Origin of the sequence: Natranaeroarchaeum aerophilus (assembly GCF_023638055.1) — an archaeon.
Taxonomy (GTDB): domain Archaea; phylum Halobacteriota; class Halobacteria; order Halobacteriales; family Natronoarchaeaceae; genus Natranaeroarchaeum; species Natranaeroarchaeum aerophilum.
Map to the genome: position 1 here is coordinate 819,635 of NZ_JAKRVY010000001.1, position 16,567 is coordinate 836,201.

Annotated in this window: 19 protein-coding genes; 7 read left to right on the top strand and 12 right to left on the bottom strand. The window is 63.1% G+C overall.

What is annotated here, in order from left to right; genetic code table 11:
- Nucleotides 1–28: 28 nt before the first annotated feature.
- The gene (locus tag AArcSt11_RS04240) at nucleotides 29–790 is read right to left on the bottom strand and encodes an HFX_2341 family transcriptional regulator domain-containing protein (RefSeq protein ID WP_250594906.1); all 762 of its coding nucleotides are present in this window, start codon (nucleotides 788–790) and stop codon (nucleotides 29–31) included.
- Nucleotides 791–984: 194 nt separating this feature from the next.
- On the opposite strand from AArcSt11_RS04240, the gene AArcSt11_RS04245 reads away from it, so the two are divergent.
- Nucleotides 985–1,530, top strand: a complete 546-nt coding sequence (locus AArcSt11_RS04245; protein WP_250594908.1) for a hypothetical protein — start codon at nucleotides 985–987, stop codon at nucleotides 1,528–1,530.
- Nucleotides 1,531–1,568: 38 nt separating this feature from the next.
- On the opposite strand, the gene AArcSt11_RS04250 is transcribed toward AArcSt11_RS04245, so the two are convergent.
- The 4 genes from AArcSt11_RS04250 to trpC are packed head-to-tail and all read right to left on the bottom strand — an operon-like array spanning nucleotide 1,569 to nucleotide 5,355.
- Nucleotides 1,569–2,375, bottom strand: a complete 807-nt coding sequence (locus tag AArcSt11_RS04250) for a 2-amino-3,7-dideoxy-D-threo-hept-6-ulosonate synthase (RefSeq protein ID WP_250594909.1) — start codon at nucleotides 2,373–2,375, stop codon at nucleotides 1,569–1,571.
- A 52-nt stretch (nucleotides 2,376–2,427) separates the two neighbouring features.
- On the bottom strand, nucleotides 2,428–3,267 hold the full coding sequence (trpA, locus tag AArcSt11_RS04255) for a tryptophan synthase subunit alpha (protein ID WP_250594910.1): 840 nt from the start codon (nucleotides 3,265–3,267) through the stop codon (nucleotides 2,428–2,430).
- Entirely contained in the window at nucleotides 3,260–4,510 is a 1,251-nt protein-coding gene (gene trpB / locus AArcSt11_RS04260; RefSeq protein ID WP_250594911.1) for a tryptophan synthase subunit beta, read from the bottom strand. The genes trpA and trpB overlap by 8 nt, the downstream gene beginning before the upstream one ends.
- On the bottom strand, nucleotides 4,507–5,355 hold the full coding sequence (trpC, locus tag AArcSt11_RS04265) for an indole-3-glycerol phosphate synthase (protein ID WP_250594912.1): 849 nt from the start codon (nucleotides 5,353–5,355) through the stop codon (nucleotides 4,507–4,509). Before trpC ends, trpB begins: the two co-directional genes overlap by 4 nt.
- Before the next feature lie 87 nt (nucleotides 5,356–5,442).
- Between trpC and AArcSt11_RS04270 the strand changes: the two genes are divergently transcribed.
- Together AArcSt11_RS04270 and AArcSt11_RS04275 are read left to right on the top strand one after the other, a co-directional pair.
- On the top strand, nucleotides 5,443–5,910 hold the full coding sequence (locus AArcSt11_RS04270) for an MGMT family protein (RefSeq protein ID WP_250594913.1): 468 nt from the start codon (nucleotides 5,443–5,445) through the stop codon (nucleotides 5,908–5,910).
- Nucleotides 5,911–6,039: 129 nt separating this feature from the next.
- Nucleotides 6,040–7,710: a sensor histidine kinase gene (locus tag AArcSt11_RS04275; protein WP_250594916.1), complete on the top strand. Its 1,671-nt coding sequence runs from the start codon at nucleotides 6,040–6,042 to the stop codon at nucleotides 7,708–7,710.
- A gap of 52 nt (nucleotides 7,711–7,762) precedes the next feature.
- Here the strand turns inward: AArcSt11_RS04275 and AArcSt11_RS04280 are convergent, their stop codons facing one another.
- The 4 genes from AArcSt11_RS04280 to lonB form a co-directional block, all read right to left on the bottom strand.
- Entirely contained in the window at nucleotides 7,763–8,113 is a 351-nt protein-coding gene (locus AArcSt11_RS04280; protein WP_250594918.1) for a hypothetical protein, read from the bottom strand.
- A gap of 25 nt (nucleotides 8,114–8,138) precedes the next feature.
- Nucleotides 8,139–9,029 carry a CPBP family intramembrane glutamic endopeptidase gene (locus tag AArcSt11_RS04285; RefSeq protein WP_250594920.1) on the bottom strand — a complete coding sequence of 297 codons (891 nt, stop codon included), beginning with the start codon at nucleotides 9,027–9,029 and terminating at the stop codon, nucleotides 8,139–8,141.
- A 61-nt stretch (nucleotides 9,030–9,090) separates the two neighbouring features.
- Entirely contained in the window at nucleotides 9,091–9,831 is a 741-nt protein-coding gene (locus AArcSt11_RS04290; protein ID WP_250594922.1) for an E3 ubiquitin ligase family protein, read from the bottom strand.
- Nucleotides 9,832–9,880: 49 nt separating this feature from the next.
- Entirely contained in the window at nucleotides 9,881–12,118 is a 2,238-nt protein-coding gene (gene lonB, locus AArcSt11_RS04295; protein ID WP_250594924.1) for an ATP-dependent protease LonB, read from the bottom strand.
- 211 nt (nucleotides 12,119–12,329) lie between these two features.
- Here lonB and AArcSt11_RS04300 point away from each other — a divergent pair, with 211 nt between their 5' ends.
- Nucleotides 12,330–12,848 (top strand): nicotinamide-nucleotide adenylyltransferase, encoded by a 519-nt coding sequence (locus AArcSt11_RS04300; RefSeq protein WP_250594926.1) that lies wholly within the window; start codon nucleotides 12,330–12,332, stop codon nucleotides 12,846–12,848.
- Nucleotides 12,849–13,607 (top strand): SAM hydrolase/SAM-dependent halogenase family protein, encoded by a 759-nt coding sequence (locus AArcSt11_RS04305; protein ID WP_250594928.1) that lies wholly within the window; start codon nucleotides 12,849–12,851, stop codon nucleotides 13,605–13,607. It abuts the gene before it with no gap.
- A 9-nt stretch (nucleotides 13,608–13,616) separates the two neighbouring features.
- On the opposite strand, the gene AArcSt11_RS04310 is transcribed toward AArcSt11_RS04305, so the two are convergent.
- Complete coding sequence (locus tag AArcSt11_RS04310) at nucleotides 13,617–14,357, bottom strand: TenA family protein (RefSeq protein ID WP_250594930.1); 741 nt, start codon at nucleotides 14,355–14,357, stop codon at nucleotides 13,617–13,619.
- Entirely contained in the window at nucleotides 14,354–15,013 is a 660-nt protein-coding gene (gene tenA / locus AArcSt11_RS04315) for a thiaminase II (protein ID WP_250594932.1), read from the bottom strand. The genes AArcSt11_RS04310 and tenA overlap by 4 nt, the downstream gene beginning before the upstream one ends.
- A 258-nt stretch (nucleotides 15,014–15,271) precedes the next feature.
- Between tenA and AArcSt11_RS04320 the strand changes: the two genes are divergently transcribed.
- Both AArcSt11_RS04320 and AArcSt11_RS04325 read left to right on the top strand, forming a co-directional pair.
- Nucleotides 15,272–15,895 carry a hypothetical protein gene (locus AArcSt11_RS04320; protein ID WP_250594934.1) on the top strand — a complete coding sequence of 208 codons (624 nt, stop codon included), beginning with the start codon at nucleotides 15,272–15,274 and terminating at the stop codon, nucleotides 15,893–15,895.
- 2 nt (nucleotides 15,896–15,897) lie between these two features.
- Entirely contained in the window at nucleotides 15,898–16,191 is a 294-nt protein-coding gene (locus AArcSt11_RS04325; protein ID WP_250594936.1) for a winged helix-turn-helix domain-containing protein, read from the top strand.
- Nucleotides 16,192–16,208: 17 nt separating this feature from the next.
- Here the strand turns inward: AArcSt11_RS04325 and AArcSt11_RS04330 are convergent, their stop codons facing one another.
- Nucleotides 16,209–16,463, bottom strand: a complete 255-nt coding sequence (locus AArcSt11_RS04330) for an AbrB/MazE/SpoVT family DNA-binding domain-containing protein (RefSeq protein WP_250594938.1) — start codon at nucleotides 16,461–16,463, stop codon at nucleotides 16,209–16,211.
- Between the last annotated feature and the right edge of the window lie 104 nt (nucleotides 16,464–16,567).

The window sequence follows — 16,567 nt, forward strand, 5'->3', positions numbered from 1 at the left end:
CACTTGCCTTCCGCCGACGGGTCGCTCACTACGACTCCGGCGTCGCGTCGATCTTGTGTCGGAACGCTCGCACGGCGTTTCTGCCCTGCTCGGTCAGCTCGACGACACGGCGACGGCCGACCGAGCGGACCTCGACGTAGCCATCCTCTTCGAGCGGGGCGATCACCGAGTCGAGCAGTCTGAACTTCGCCTTGTCGTTCGCCGGTGCCCGCTCGGTCATGAAGGATAGCTCCTCGTCTTCGGCGTACTCGATGAGGTCGCGCTTTTTTGGTCGTTTCGTGGTTCCTTCCTGTTCCAGCAGAAACGCCATCAGCGAGATCTGGTCGGGGGAGGGTGAGTCGACCGGATAGGAGGGCAGCTCCGACAGTCCGGCCATCCCGTGACTGATCGGCGTCTCGGCGGCGTCGTGGGCGTACCCCTCGGGTTCGACGTAGTACGGTGTGGCGTCGGTCGAGACGTCCATGCAGGCGATCGTCGCGCCGACAGCCGCGAGGGTGCCCGCACCGGAGACGTTTACACGCACGGAGTCTCCCTCGTGTCGGGCAGCAATCGTTGTCACCGCTCCGAGCACGTCGTAGACGTCCGCAAGGTCACACGAGCGCGTTCGGATCTCGACGCCGGCGTCCGCCAGTGCCGCTTCGATCTCGTCGTGATACGTCCGCTCGTCGACGTGTGGGTCGGGATCTTCGAGGAGGTAGACGATGTCGGCTTTGAGACGAGTTACCGGTTCGACGATCCGGTCGAACTCGTTGCCGAGGGGGACCACGTGTACTCGGTCGATAGCGTCCATGGCAGAGAGCGCGGCGGAGACGACAAAAAACGTTAGGCTTCGACGGCGAGTACGGCCCGTTCGAGCGTGGCCTGGGCCCACCGGTTCTCGTGACTCAGTTGTAGTGGCAACAATGAACCCTTCAGGGGCACAAAACATTTTCCGCACCGACAGGTACCGTTCTCTATGGCCACGGACACATCGGAGGCGACAGGATGACGTTGCCGAGCCGCCGGCAGGTTCTCGCCGCGAGCACCACGGCCCTCCTTGCAGGCTGTCTCGATCCACCAGCTGGTGACTCAGCAAGCGAAAACGGGGAGGAACCCGAGGACGAATACCGCGAACCCGACGACTGCGAGATCGAATACGGGGAGTGGACCGGGCAGGCTGAACCGATCGAGACGACTGTAGTAGTCGAGGAGAGCGAGGATCCGGAACAGGATTGTGCGGGGGCAGCAGCCAGTGCCGCGTTCGACGCGCTGAACGACAAAACCGAACTCGAGCTCGACGATGCGAGCTGGGCTGGTTTCGAGTCTTCCTTGTCGGCAGACGGATACCGTGCAGGGATCGTTATCTCAAAACGCGTCGATACGTTGCGTGACCGGCTCCTCTCCTGTCCGGATCCGGAGTTCGATGAAGTGGATGCCCGATATGAGGTCCCCAGTGAAGTGTCCGTGACACTCGAATACGGCCCTGACGCTGAGACAGTCACCTGTCTGCACGAAATCGAGTACATCGTGAGACGGATGGCACTAGAATAGCGTCATGGCAGAGAGCGCGGCGGAGACGACAAAAAACGTTAGGCTTCGACGGCGAGTCCGGCTCGTTCGAGTGCCTCTTCGACAGTGGCGTCGTCGTGGATAACGGCACTGACCGCGGTCGTAATCGCTTCCGGATCGTCGTGCTGGAAGATCGATCGGCCCATCGAGACGCCGTCCGCACCGGCGTCGATCGCGCCGCGAACCATCTCCACGGTAGCGCGGTCGGTGCCCGGACTGCCCCCGGCGATCACGACCGGGAGGCTGGTCGAACTCGTGACGTGCTCGAAGCTCTCGGCGTCCCCGCTGTAGGCGGTCTTGACGACGTCCGCACCACACTCCTCGGCCAGTCGGGCGGCATGAGCCAGATACTCGGCATTGTGCTCGGGGTCGTCGCCTTCCAGATGCGTGCCGCGGGCATAGGACATCGCCAGCACGGGTATCCCGAGGCGGTCGGCCTCGTCGGTTACTTCCGCCAGATCAGCGAGCTGTTCGCGTTCGTACTTGCTGCCGACGTTGATATGATAGGAGACCGCATCGGCACCGGCACGAACGGCTTCCTCGACCGTTCCTGTCCGGCGTTTGTCGTTCGAATCGGGACCGATCGAGGTCGACGCATTGAGATGGATGATGTAGCCCGCACCGTTTTTGTGCGCGTGAACGCGGTCGGCGAGTCCTTTCTGCGTGAGAACGGCGTCCGCGCCGCCGCTCGTGATCCCGTCGATCGTCGATTCGATGTCCTTGAGGCCCGATACCGCACCGATCGTGATCCCGTGATCCATTGGGACGATGAGGTAGTTCCCGTCTGTCCCGATCCGCCCGAGTCGTGCGAGGGTTCCTGTATTCATAGTATGAGAATCTGTGGCAATCGCCGGTTATGGGTGTTGCGATTCGCGGGGGTTATTTGCCCGGTTCGGGCGTGCTCGAAACCGCGCCGTCGAGCGCGCCCTGCTTGAGTTCTCGCGCTTTCGCTTCGAGTTTGTTGGGGACGTCCTCGCCCGCCGCGATCATGTCGACGAAGACGCTCCCGGCGACGACGCCCGCCGCACCGGCCTCGACGATCTCGGTTGCGTGCTGCCCTTCGCTAACGCCGAAACCGACCGCTTTCGGCACCTCCCACTCGGCGAGTCGCGTGAGGCTCTCATGGGTTGCGTCGCTGACATCGGCCTGTGCGCCGGTCGTCCCGAGGCGGGCCTGTACGTAGACGAAGCCCGACACCTGCTCGCGCATCTTCGCCAGGCGCTCGTCGGTCGTCGTCGGCGCGACGATGAAGATCAGATCGACGCCGTACTCGTCACAGGCCTGCCGAAGCGGGTCACTCTCGTCGACGGGGAGATCGGGGATGATCAGCCCGGAGACCCCTGCCTCGGCGGCACGCTCGACGAACGGGAGCAGGCGCTCGTAGTCGCTGTCGCCCGGCTCGCCCTCGCCGTACTGATAGAGCAGGTTGTAGTACGTCATACAGACGATCGGCACGTCGATGTCGAGCGATTCGACAAGCTCGAAGTAGCGCTCGGGGGTCGTCCCGGCTTCCAGCGAGCGCTGGATGGCGTTCTGGATCGTCGGCCCGTCGGCGATCGGTTCCGAGAAGGGCATCCCGAGTTCGATCACGTCCGCGCCACCCGCCGCGAGCGCTTCGACGTACTCGGTGGTGGCCGCAAGTGAGGGGTCGCCCGCCGTAATGTATGGGACGAGTGCCGGCTCGTCGCCGGAGACGGCCACCCTGACGTCGTTACTCATACAGTACCTCCATCGAGGGAGCGGCGTCGAGATCACGCTTTTCGGTCTCCTCGATCACCGCTTCGAGGTCCTTGTCGCCGCGGCCCGAAACGTTGACGACGATCACCTCGCCGAGATCGTGCTCGCCGTCGGCGTCCGGGCCGAGTTCCGCTTCGAGGAACGCCAGCGCGTGGGCCGATTCCAGCGCGGGGATGATCCCCTCGGTCCGCGAGAGGCGGTGGAACCCTTCGAGCGCCGCAGTGTCGTCGACGTTGACCGGCGTCACGCGCCCCTCGTCGACGAGGTAGGAGAGTTCGGGACCGACCCCGGCGTAGTCAAGGCCCGAGGAGACGCTGTGGGACTCGACGATCTGCCCGTCGGCGTCCTGCAGTAGTTTCGTTCGCGCGCCATGGAGCACCCCCTCGCTCCCGGTCGACAGTGAGGCCGAGTGTGGTGCAACACCCTCCTCGTCGTCGACGATGAGTCCGTCGCCGCCCGCCTCCACCGCGAACAGGGAGACCTCCTCGTCGGGCACGAGGTCGTGGAACGTTCCCATCGTGTTCGAGCCGCCGCCCGCACAGGCCACGAGACTGTCCGGGAGATCGCCCGTTTTCTCCTCGATTCCGGCCCGGATCTCCTCGCCGATCACCGAGTGGAAGTCCCGGACCATCCGCGGGAACGGGTGAGGGCCGACGATCGAGCCGATGACGTAGTGGGTGTCCTCGACGCTGGTCGCCCAGTCGCGCATCGTCTCGTTGATCGCCTCCTTGAGCGTTCCGCGCCCGACGGTGACGGGATTCAGTTCCGCGCCGTTCAGCCGCATCCGGAAGACGTTGGGGCGCTGACGACGGATATCTCGCTTGCCCATGTAGATCTCGCAGGGCATATCGAGGTGGGCTGCCGCCATCGCCGTCGCGGTGCCGTGCTGGCCCGCACCGGTCTCCGCGACGATCCGCTCTTTGCCCATATACTTCGCAAGCAGGACCTGTCCCAGCGCGTTGTTGAGTTTGTGTGCGCCGCCGTGGAGGAGGTCCTCGCGCTTGAGATAGACCTCGGCGTCGTAGCGCTCGCTGAGCCGATCCGCGCGCTGGATCGGCGTCGGCCGCCCGCCGAAGTCGGCCAGTCGCTCCCGGAACTCGTCCATGAAACCATCCTCGTTGTCGAGGACGTACCGTTCGTAGGCGTCGGTCAGTTCCTCGATTGCCGGCATCAGGACCTCCGGCACGTACTGTCCGCCGTACTCTCCGAATTTCGTCGTGCTCATGATTGTCGTGTCTCCGTCGTCCGCCCGTCTGTTCGCTCGTTGTCCCGCGTTCGGGACTCGGCGTTAGTGAGTCGTTCGGTGTTCGACCGCACTATCTTCGCCGGGTTGTCGCTTTCCTCGTAGTTCATTATCGCGCTACCGATCAGCAGGGCGTCAGCGCCCGCTGCACGCAGTCGTCGGACGTCCTCGGGCGTCGAGATGCCGCTTTCAGCGATCAGCGTGACGTCCTCAGTCCCCTCGGCAGTCGCGTCGGCGACTCGCTCGAACGTACCGAGATCGACATCGAGTTTCGCCAGATCGCGGTTGTTCACGCCGATGAACTCGGCTCCCGCCGCGACCGCTTCTCGTACCTCCGCCTCGGTGTGGGCCTCGACGAGCACCTGGAAGCCGCGTTCACGAGCCGCCGCGAGCAGTCCCTCCAGATCGTCGACGAAGCGGACGATCAGCAGGACGACATCGCCCTCGACGGCGTCTAGCTGGGACTCGCGTAGAATGAAGTCCTTTCGCAGGACTGGGACGTCGACGGCCTCGCGGACCCGTTCGAGATACTCCGGGCTCCCACCGAAATGGTCGGGTTCGGTCAGCACCGACAGCGCCGCGGCCCCACCGTCAACCATCGCCTGTGCCAGTTCGACTGGATCGTCCCGGCGGGTTCCCTCGGTCGTCGGGCTCGTCGGTTTCACCTCGGCGATTACCGGCGCTCGGCCGTCCGCTTCGGTCGCCGACAGCGCGTCGGAAAGCGACCGCGGCTCGATATCGACACGCTCGCCGCCCGGATCGGCTCTGGATCGGGCCGCGTCGAGGATTGATTGAACCGCCGGTGCGATCTCGTCTTCAGCGTCCATTATCGTACATTAACGGACGGATATGTACATAAGACTTGCGCACCGGTCCGGCGAATCTTCAAGGCCCTGACGAACGGATGCGCATACATGATAGAAGACGCCGGAATCTACGCACGGGAGTTCGCACCGATCGACCGCCACGTTCAGATCGGCGTCGCAAGTAGCAAGGTGCTCCGCGTGACGTTTCCGGAAACGCCGGACGCCAAGGCGACGACCGACCACCCGCTGCTGGATCGACTCGACGCCTACCTCGCGGCCCGCGAGGAGGATGGCTTCGACGACGTGCAGGTCGCACTCACGGTGCCAACTGACCAGCGACGCGTCCTCGAATCCGTGCGGGACGTTCCCTTCGGAAAAGCGATCGGTATTGACGCCCTGACCCGGATGACCTCCGGACTCTCGCACGAAGATGATGGAGATCTCGAAACAGTTCGGACCGCACTGCGAGAGAACCCCGCACCGATTTTCATCCCGGATCATCGTATTAGCGACGGGCCGGGCGCGACGCCGCCGGACGTGGTCGAGCAGTTGCGAGCGATCGAGGGGCTTCGCTGAAGGGGCCGCAAGACCCTTGCCGTTCACCTGGAAGACGAAATGTGAGACGGGATCGACCGACCGACGGGTGCGACGATGCCCGATTAGCCATCAAGCTTTATTGGCACCCCTTACTCTATCAAGTCATCAGTGGATTCGACACTGGCGGCAGTTCGGCTCACGTACGCGTTTGCTGCAGTAGCAAGTCTCGGCTTCGGCGCAGTGCTATGGCGTAACCGGGGCAAAAGCGGTGCGACCTCGCTTTTCGTGACGACGGTTGCGGCCTTTGTCTGGTCCGGGGCACTCCTGCTCTCGACACATCCATCGCCCGGTGTGGCGGAGTGGACTGTCCGATTCAGATACGTCGGTGCTGCTGGGTCCGTTCTCGGTGGCCTCGGCTTCGCCCTCGAGTATGCAGGCTACGAACGATACGTCAATCAACGCACCGCTGGCGCGGTTGGCATCTATCTGCTCGTCGTACTGTTCGTGAGCTTCGTGAATCCGGGTCGGCTATTTCTCGTCGATCTGGACGGGACGGTTCCGATCGGTGTCGAACAGCACTGGGGGCCGCTGTTCTGGGCACATCTCGTGATCAGCTACGCCGTTATTCTCACCTACGTGGTGATCCTGACGAGGTTCATCTACCGGTCACGACACCGCCTGTATCGCGGTCAGGCCGTAGCACTGTTGATTGGACTGGCCGTCGCTGCCCCGTTCAATCTCATCTACGTCTTCGGCTACGTTCCGGTCGATACGACGCCGATCGGATTCATCGTGGCGATCGGTTCGTACACCATCGCTATCGTCCGCTATCAGTACACGGACGTCGCGCCGATTGCACGCCGAAAACTGATCGATACCGTCAACGTCGGGATGCTTGTTGTGGACATGGATGACAGAATCACCGATAGCAACCCCGCTGCTCGGCGACTCCTCGACCTTGACAGCGGAGCTACCGGAACACCCGTTCGTGAGGCGTTCGGCGACGCCGCCCTCCGTTCGACGTACGAATCGGAACTGACTGGGGACGGATCGACGGAGGTGACGATCGAACACGACGGCAAGTACCTCCTTTTCGAATCGGTCCCCGTCTCGGACGACCGGGGCCAACACGTCGGCTACCTGCTTCTCGTACAGGATGTCACGACACAGCGACACCGTGAGCAAGAGCTCGAACGGCAGATTCGAAAGCTGGATCAGTTCGCGAGTGTCGTCTCCCACGACCTCCGAAACCCACTGAACGTCGCACAGGGGCGACTGGCGCTCGCTCGCGAAATGGACGACAACGAGCATCTGGGTGAGGTCGCGGCGGCCCACGAGCGCATGGATCGTCTGATCGACGACGTATTGACGCTCGCACGCGACGGGGGCGATGTCACCGATCCATCCGTCGTTCCACTCGATTCACTCACAGAAGAATGCTGGGACAACGTGGAGACGCACGGCGCGCGGCTGGTCGTCGAGACGGACCGCGAGATCTACGCCGATGAACGACAACTGAAACAGCTGTTCGAAAACCTGTTTCGCAACTCGGTCGAGCACGGCTCCACGAGCAATTCGTCACAGAAAACGGACCTGACCGTGACCGTTGGGACACTGCCGACCGGCTTCTACGTCGGGGACGACGGTCCGGGAGTCCCGGCTGCGGAACGCGAATCGGTGTTCGAGACTGGATACTCGACGGGGACCGAGGGTACCGGACTCGGACTCGGCATCGTCTCGGAGATCGTCGCGGCCCACGACTGGGAAATTCAGGTGGCCGAGAGCGAGTCGGGCGGAGCTCGATTCGAGATTACCGGTGTGGAGTTCCGTGACGAATGAGCTAGCGCTTCTGCAGCTGACCCGTCGATGACGGGGGCGATCACCCCGCCGTTCAATCGCTCGCGTACCGGGTCGCGTACACGTACAGGGCAATCCCACCAAGCACTGCCAGCGTCGCGAGCAAGTCGATCCACGGGTCCTCGGCGAGGATCGCAATGAACTGTGCCAGCCCGCCGGTGACGAAACTGGCTCCCGCGGCCCGGAGCGGGTCGGTTCGACTCTCGGCGACCCAGTACAGACCACCGCCGATACCGAGTGCGATCAGTCCGAACAACACGTCTGCAGTGAGTTCCGCGATCGGATCGCCGGTCACGAGCCCGTACAGGACGATCCCGGCGTAGGAAAGAACGCTCCCGACCAGCACCAGATAGGCCCGCCGTGGAACCCGTTCGATACCACTCATACACGGGTCCAGACCCACTGACCACTTAGTTTGCGAGGATCTCTCGTGGGTCGATCTCCAGCCCCTCGTGGACGACGAACTCGGCGGCGTTGATCACGTAGTGGGCGACGACAACCACCAGCAGGCTGCCGGTCAGAATAAAGACCGCGGCGAGAACGAAGCCAAGTACGCCCGTCACGAGGATTCCGCCCGGCCCCTGCAGGCCGTGACCGAGCCCGAAGGCCACCGAGGAGAGGACGGCCAGGAGCCACGGCGAGAGCCCGAACCCGATCGAGAGCGCCCCGATCAGCGCCGCCCGGAAGAGCAGTTCCTCGAAGAGGGCGACGGTCGGCAACACCGCGAAAAGCAGGACGGCCCACTCACGGCCCGACTCCGGCGCGAGCAGTTCCCGGAGGAACTCGTCGAAGCCGACGCCGATGCGTTCCAGACCGACCGCCGCCGCGGCGTTGGCGACGTACAGCGCGACGCCGATGCCCAGCCCGAGCGCGACGGCTTCGAGCCCAATGCTCGCGGCAGTCCGTTCGATGCCGAGCGCCGCTGCCGGGACGCCGGTCCACCACGCCGTCCCGACGAGCACGGCTCCGAACAACCCCTGTGTCAGCGCAACGTTTGCGAACAGTTCGCGCTTCGAAAGGTCCGACAGATCCAGCGACCGGCGTGAGGTGATCGGCTCGCCCTCGATACCGGTGGCCGAACGCTCGTCCGTGGCGGCAGCGTCCGGATCGGCCTCCGGGACGTCGGGCTCCGGTGGCTCCTGCGGGCGAGTAGAGCCCGTGCCCGCATCCAGCCCTTCGCTCTCTGAACCATCAGCCGACACGTCGCTTTCCGCTGCGAGAGCCGCGGTCTGTCGGGCGAACACGAGGACGAGAACGGTCACGAGCAGTGCGACCGCCGCGAAGATGCCCCACTGTGTCACAGTATGAGGAGTCCGCCGAACCGACAAAAGGGCACCGCCACGAGACAACGCGGTCCCGCAATCACAGCGCACCGAAGATAGCTATCGCACCGACGATAGTCAGCAGGACTCCCAGCAGCGCCAGCCCGCCGCCGCTCAGCAGATACCGGCGATGGGTTCCGGCGGCAGAGGTATCCGAGATCAGGAACTTCGGGACTTCCTCGCCAAGGCTCAGGGTGACGTCTGCATCGACGTCGGCCGCGTTGTGGCTTGCTTCGCCGTAGATGTAGGCCTCCTCGCCGACGTCGAGACGCTCCTCAGTATAGCGTTTCCGCCCGCCACCGAGCGAGAACCCGCCGAGAGAGAACCCACCCCCCACAGAGACGTTGCCGGGGAGATACTCCGAAAACAGCGAGTCGCGCTGGCGCTCGCTCTCCAGCGACAGGTCGGCGCCGTCGGGGATCACGTGAGCGCGGCCGGAGTCGTCCGACAGGACGAACGGCTGACTCTCCTCGCTGGATTCGATCGTTCGCCACGAGCTGGATTTGTTGCGGCCACCGGAGCGACGTTTCTCCTCGATTTTGTACTCGTAGGCGACACAGTCGCGCTCCACAAACGGAGATTCGAAGGGCTCTTCGCCTGGAGCCGTCTCGACCGTTCCTTCCACCTCGACCGGATTCTCCTCATACGGCGCATCACCGATCGGGACCGGGTCGTCAGCGCGCAATCGTAGCAGGGTGCGCAGCTTCCGACCGCCGAACGCGAGGAGGGCAATACCGATCACCACGAGGATGCTACCAATTAGCAGGGATTCGACATCCATACCCAACTTTCGTCAGCCGGACGACAAGAAAATTACGGACCCCCGAACGCTACTGCGGGCTCGGGCTGCCGGCACCGACCTGTCGGTCGAGTGCGTTGCCCGTAATCGACTTGAGCCGGTCGACGAGGCTGTCCTTCTCGGTCTCGCCGGTCAGCGCGATGTCGAGCACTTCGCTGATGTGGCTGACCGGTATGACCTCGATCTGCTCGGCGTACTCGTCCTCGATCATCACGTCCTGCTCGTTGGCCTTGGGGATGATGACCGTCTCGATGCCGGATTTCGCCGCGGCCTCGATCTTGTGCGTGACGCCGCCGACCGGGAGCACGTCGCCCCGGACCGACAGCGAGCCGGTCATCGCCAGATCCTGTCGGACCGGCATGTCTTCGAGCGCGGAGATCACTGCGGTTGCGACCGTGATCGACGCCGAGTCGCCGTCGACGCCCTGCTGGCCCGCCTGCACGAACTGGATGTGGACGTCCTTTTCGGAGAGATCCACGTCGGAGAACTTCTTGATGATCGCCGAGACGTTCTGGACGGACTCCTCGGCCATCTCCTGAAGCTTCCCGGTGGCGATCACCTGGCCGCCGCCCTGTGCGGGGGCGACCTCGGCCATGACCGGGAGCATGATGCCCGAATCCTCGCCCATCACGGCGAGCCCGTTGACGCGGCCGACCACGTCGCCGTCCGCAACGGTGAGCTCGTAGTCCTTGCGACGCTCGATGTAGTTGTCCGCGAGCTGCTGTTCGATCGACCGCGAGCGGCGTTTCGCCTGCAGGACGTCCTCGCGCTCGGTGAACTCCTTGTCCTCGGCGCGAGCGATGTCGCCTGCGACGCGAACCAGTCCGCCGAGGTTCCGGAAGTGAAGCGTCAGATGGCCCTTGCGGCCGGAGCGACGCCTCGCCTCGAGCATCACTTCGCGTGCCGCTTTCGGCGTGAAGTGGGGTAGCCGGCCGTCGTTTTCGACCTCCTGAGCGATAAAGCGCACGTACTTGCGGCGCATCTCGGGGGTGTCGTCGATGGTGTCGTCCATGAACACCTCGTACCCGTAGCCCTTGATACGAGAGCGCAGCGCGGGGTGCATGTTCTCCAGCGCGTCGCGGTTCCCCGCCGCAATCATGATGAAGTCACAGGGGACGGGCTCGGTCTGGACCATCGCACCCGAGGAGCGCTCGGACTGGCCCGTAATGGAGAACTCGCCTTCCTGAATTGCCGTCATCAGTTTCTGCTGGCTGCGGACGTCGAGCGTGTTGATTTCGTCGACGAACAGCACGCCCTTGTTGGCCTTGTGGATCGCACCGGGTTCGACGCGGTCGTGGCTCGGCGTCTCCATCCCACCGGACTGGAACGGGTCGTGCCGGACGTCGCCCAGCAGCGCACCGGCGTGGGCACCGGTCGCGTCCTCGAACGGCGCGGTCGTCTGATCGGTGGCGTTGACGATCATGTTCGGGATGACTGCGTCGCTGCCACGCTGGGTGTAGCGGAACAGGATGTACACCGCGATGGCGGCGATGATCCCCAGCAGGATCGAGGCGTTGGAGATGATCGTGTAGCCGAGGATGATCACGACGATGATCAACATCAGGAAGGTCCGAAGCTGGTTGCGCTTGCGGGCTTCCTCTTTGTGGGCGTCGATGATCTGTTCGCCTTTCCCTGCCGGAACAGTCCGGACTTTCGGCTCGTTACCGTCGTCGGGGTTGTGATAGACCAGCACGTCCTGGAGATCCTCCTTGGGCAGGAGGTGGCTCATCGCCTTGGCCAGCATCGACTTGCCGGTCCCCGGCGAGCCGATCATCATGACGTGACGGCGCTGCTTTGCCGCCTTTTTGACGATGTCACGGGCCTCGTCCTGACCGATCACCTGATCGACCATCTGGTCGGGGATCGACATGTCGGCGGTCGAGTCGATGTCGAGCCCGCCAAGCAGATCGTCCTCATCGAAATCGTCGCGGACGTCCGCTTCGACCTTGCTGCCCAGATCGTCGTCAAGACCGTAGTCGTCGTCGATATCCGACCGGTCGACTCGATCACCGTCCCGGTTCTCGGGGTCAGTTTCCGAATCGAAGTCCTCCTCGGAGTCGGCTCCGTCGCCCGACTCGTCGGGCGTGTTCATGTCGTCCGACTCGGACTTTCGTTTGTCTTCCGTCGAGCCCTCGTCGACAGTGCCTGATCCCCCCGCGTCGTCAGCCGAGTCTGTGCGGGAGCTCTTATCGGACATCGGGGACTCCACGGGCGGATCGGTATCCCCCTCACTCTGGGGCGCTTCGTCGGTATCCCTGTCGTTACTCATAGAATCGTTCTGTTACCTGATTTCAGGGGGCCTCCACTGATATACTTTCTCCCTCTCGCTGCTCTTTTACACCGAGAAAACCGCCGTACGGCTCTTAGTTCGGTGGAAAGGCTACCGTTACCACCACCCACCGATGAGCGCCGATGGTTCGTCGATAGCCCGCTCGCCCGAGAAAGACCACGCTTAACCCGGATTGCGATCAACTGCCGGTATGAACCGCGGATGCTACATCGGCCGGTTCCAGCCGTTTCACAACGGGCACCTGAACATGGTCGAGCGGATCGTCGAAGACGACGACATCGACGAACTCGTGCTCGGCATCGGGAGCGCCGACGCCTCCCACACGAAACACGACCCGTTTACCGCTGGCGAGCGCATCATGATGATCACGAAATCGCTCGTCGATCTCGATCTGGTTACCTACGCCGTCCCGATCGAGGACCTCGAACGGAACTCGGTCTGGGTGAGCCATGTCCGGAGTATGAGCCCCGAGTTCGAGATTGCCTACTCGAATAACCCGCTCGTTATCCAGCTGTTCGAGGAGGCGGGCGTCGAGGTTCGGCAGTCGCCGATGTTCAATCGCGAAGTCCTCGAAGGGACGGAGGTCCGCGAACGGATGATCAAAGGTGAGAACTGGCAGCCGCTGGTTCCCGATGCGGTCGTCGAAGTCGTCGAGGAGATCGGCGGCATCGAGCGGATCCAGCGCGTCAGTGAGACCGACGGCATCTAGATGATAACGCTCGCCTCCGACTTCGGCTCGCCCTATCCGGCGGCGATGAAGGGCGTCATTCTCCAGCAAAGTGACGCGCGGCTCGTCGACGTGAGCCACGAGTTCCCGCGTCAGGACGTCCGTGCGGCCGCGTTCTGGCTTCGCGAGATCCTGCCGTACTTTCCGCCCGCGGTCCATCTTGTCGTAGTCGATCCCGGCGTCGGCACCGATCGGGCGGCCGTGGTCGTCGAGGCGGGCGAGCACGCCCTTGTTGCCCCGGACAACGGCGTGGTCCTCTCGGCAGCACGCGCGCTTGCCGATGACGAACTGACGGTCTACGAGATCGAGGACAGCGACGCCGAAAGTTCGACGTTTCACGGCCGGGACGTCTTCGCACCGGCGGCCGCGGCTGTCCACGAGCGGTGGCAAACTGACGAGCCGATCGGCGCACTCGACAGGGTGTCCCGCGTCGACGAGCACGTCGACCTCCGACTTCCGGAGCCCGATATCCGCGACGACGAGCTCGTCGGGGAGGTGCTCGTCGTCGACGGCTTCGGCAACGTCATCACCAACGTTCCGGGCTACGCTATCGAGGGCTTCGAGCAGGTCGAAGTGAACGGTCAGACGGTCCCCGTCGGGGATACCTTCGCGTCGGTCCCGGTCGGTCAGTGGCTCGCGACAGTGGGGAGTCACGGCAACGTCGAACTCGACGTCAACCAGGGTCGCGGTGACGAAGCGTTCGGGCTCAGGGCAGGAGACGACGTCCGGATCGGGTTGTAGATCCGCGCATCACTCGCTATCGACTCGTAGCGACGGCGGCGACTGCTCGTAGGCGGCGTCGAAAAACGCCGCTTCAAGATCGACCGTGCGCTCGAACAGGTGGGCAACCCGCTGCTGTCGTCGCGGCGAGAGCGTCGGGCCGACTCGATCCAGCTCTTCGCGGAGCCACTCGACGAAGGAGACGAACGACGGGATCGCGTGCAGTTCGATCCACTCCGCGAGGTAGAACTGTTCGGGCGGCTCGTCGACGCCGCTTGCCCACTCCAGGTAGATCCACTCCGCCGGGATGAGCACTGCGAGCGTTTCGGCGTACCCGCCCTCCTCGCCCGCCCGCACGAGCAGGTCCTCGAACGCGGCCGTCGCGGGGGTGAGTTCCGGGTCGGTTCGCTTGCTCTCGGGCACGTCCAGCGCGTCGAACGACCGCTTGAAGTACTCGTTTTCGTCGCTCGTAATCGCGTCGAGAAACTCGATGAGGCGTCGCTTCTCTGCCATCGTCGGCGCGTCGGCGACCGCCTCCGCGAACGTGCCGACCAGCGTGTTCACGAACGCGTAGTCCTGCACCAGATATCGGGCCATGACGACGTCGTCGAGGGTGCCGTCGATCAGCTCCTGCGTGAACCGGTGTTCGACTGCCTCGGTCCACGTCGGCTCGCTGCGCTCGCGGAGCCAGTCGGTAAACCGTGGGTCCGCGACTTGCTCGGCGTACGTTGCGTAGGACGACAGGATGTCTTCGGACTCCCCGGTACTCACAGGTCCCACCCCTCCTGCGTGTAGGCCATCTCCCAGAACTGGTGTTCGAGTCGCGCGCTCGTCAGGAACGCTTCGCGCATCGCGTCGTGCTCGCCCGGGTAGCGCTCGCCACACCGGTCCACGAGTTCGCGCATCCAGTCGACGGCCTCGTGGAACTCCTCGCTGGTGTACTTCTCGATGAAGGGTGTGTACCGGTGTTCCTCCTGGGCCAGTTCTGCCATGTGTTCGGCGATATCGAGGTAGCCCTGTCCGCAGGGGTAGATCGCGGCCGCGATTTCGGCGAGCGAGCCCTCGTGGGCGGTCCGGACGAGGAAGTTGGTGTAGGCCACGCAGGTCGGCGCTTTCGTCGTCGCCTCCAGTTCCTCCACGGAGAGCCCGTAGTCGGCCGCGAACTCCCGATGCAGGTCCATCTCGTAATCCAGCGTCGTGTGAGCGACGCCGAGCAGGCTCGTCATCGTCTCCTCGTCTCCGGCCTTCGTTCCTCCGATGGCGAACGTCCGCGCGTAATCGAGCAGGTACCGATAGTCCTGTCGCACCCACGTCTCGAATGCCGCGGGATCGAGCGTTCCGTCCGCGAGTTCGGTCACGAACGGGTGGTTTTTCTGTGCCTCCCAGATGTGCTGGCCGTCGTCGAGCAGTTCGTCGCTGAACGTCATATCGAAACCGTTGGTCTAGACGGTATTATAAGCTATGAATATAACTTGGTTATTATTGGTGTTCTGCGCCAATCGGGCTATGATGGCTGTCTGCACAGTATGGTTGGATATTTAATCACTCACTCTGCTATACAAAGTACACTCAAACGTAAACTTTTTTACAATGTAGAGTAGTCTGTGTAATACAATGCTCGACGTCACACCAAGCGCACGAACTGACCGAGACAGCAGCGACACCGCTCGACCGGGGGTGGCACGATGAGTTCTGAAGACGGAACGGCTAACGCCATGAATGCTGATCCCGAGCGACTCCGTGAGGACCTCGACCAGATCAAAGAGGCGATGGGGATTCAGGAGCGGTATCCCGCAGCATTCCAGCTCTGGCTACTTTACGCAACTCTCGGAGTGTTCGCTTCGCTCGGTTCACAGGCCGTGATCACGTTCGAGCTCTCACCGTGGGGACACTGGCTCTCGTGGGGTGGGTTCTACGTGATCGGCGCGGTCTACGCACGCGTTCGGCTGGACAGCTACGACAGGACGACCAGCGAGCGCAGACCGAGTATACGCATGCAGGGTGCGGGTATCGTTGGGCTGTTGCTCGCCGTCTTCGTGGCCATCGCACCGCTGCAGGGCGATCAGACGACGGTGTTCGGATTGATTGTTATCGCAGTCGGCGCATTCTATATCGTCCAGGCAGCGTCGTTGCGGGCCTATCCGATCCGTGATCGGGATCGGTACGCGTTCTACGTCGGTGGAGTGTGGATGCTGGCCTACGGTGCCGCGATGCCGAACATCGGCGTCCTGCAGGAGTGGGGCTACGCCGGCTTCGGTATCCTCTTTGCCATCCACGGCATCGCCTCGTACGTGTTCCTCGCGAGGTGACCATGGAGTTCGACAAACTCGTGCACCAGCCGACCCGACTCCAGCTCTTTGCGTACCTCTACCGGCACGGTTCAGCAACGTTCTCCGAGCTCGCCGAGGTGCTTGATCTCACCGAGGGAAATCTCTCGAACCATCTCCAGCGGATGGAGGAAGCGGATACCGTCGCCGTCGAAAAGGAGTTCGTCGACCGAAAACCACGGACGACCTACGAACTCACCGATGAGGGACGCGATAGCTTCGAGGCCCACATCGGGACGCTCGAAACGCTGATCGAGGGGCTGGACGATGGAGAATAGATACTAATTCGCTCGAACTACAGGTCCGAAGTCCACTGGCGTTTGAGCTCTTCCGGTGTCAGATTCTCGGTTGCGTCACGACGGGTCTCTTCGTTGATGCATCCGTCCAGTCTTTCGACGGCGTCAGTTCGCTCCATCTTCCGTCGGATAACGATCTTACCCCCCCTCACTTCAATGCTGACTGATTCGCCTGGATCAATGTCGAGTTGGTCACGTATCTCTCTGGGAATCGTGACCCGGCCTTTGTGATCGATACGGCGATCCGTATTCATGGTTTTCAGTTGTAGTGGAAAGGAACAAATGGTTTTGCACCCGCCTCGTGGTCGTGTTCAGATAAGCTGATTCCATGCGAAGGCGAATGATCTGAGCCAGTCGT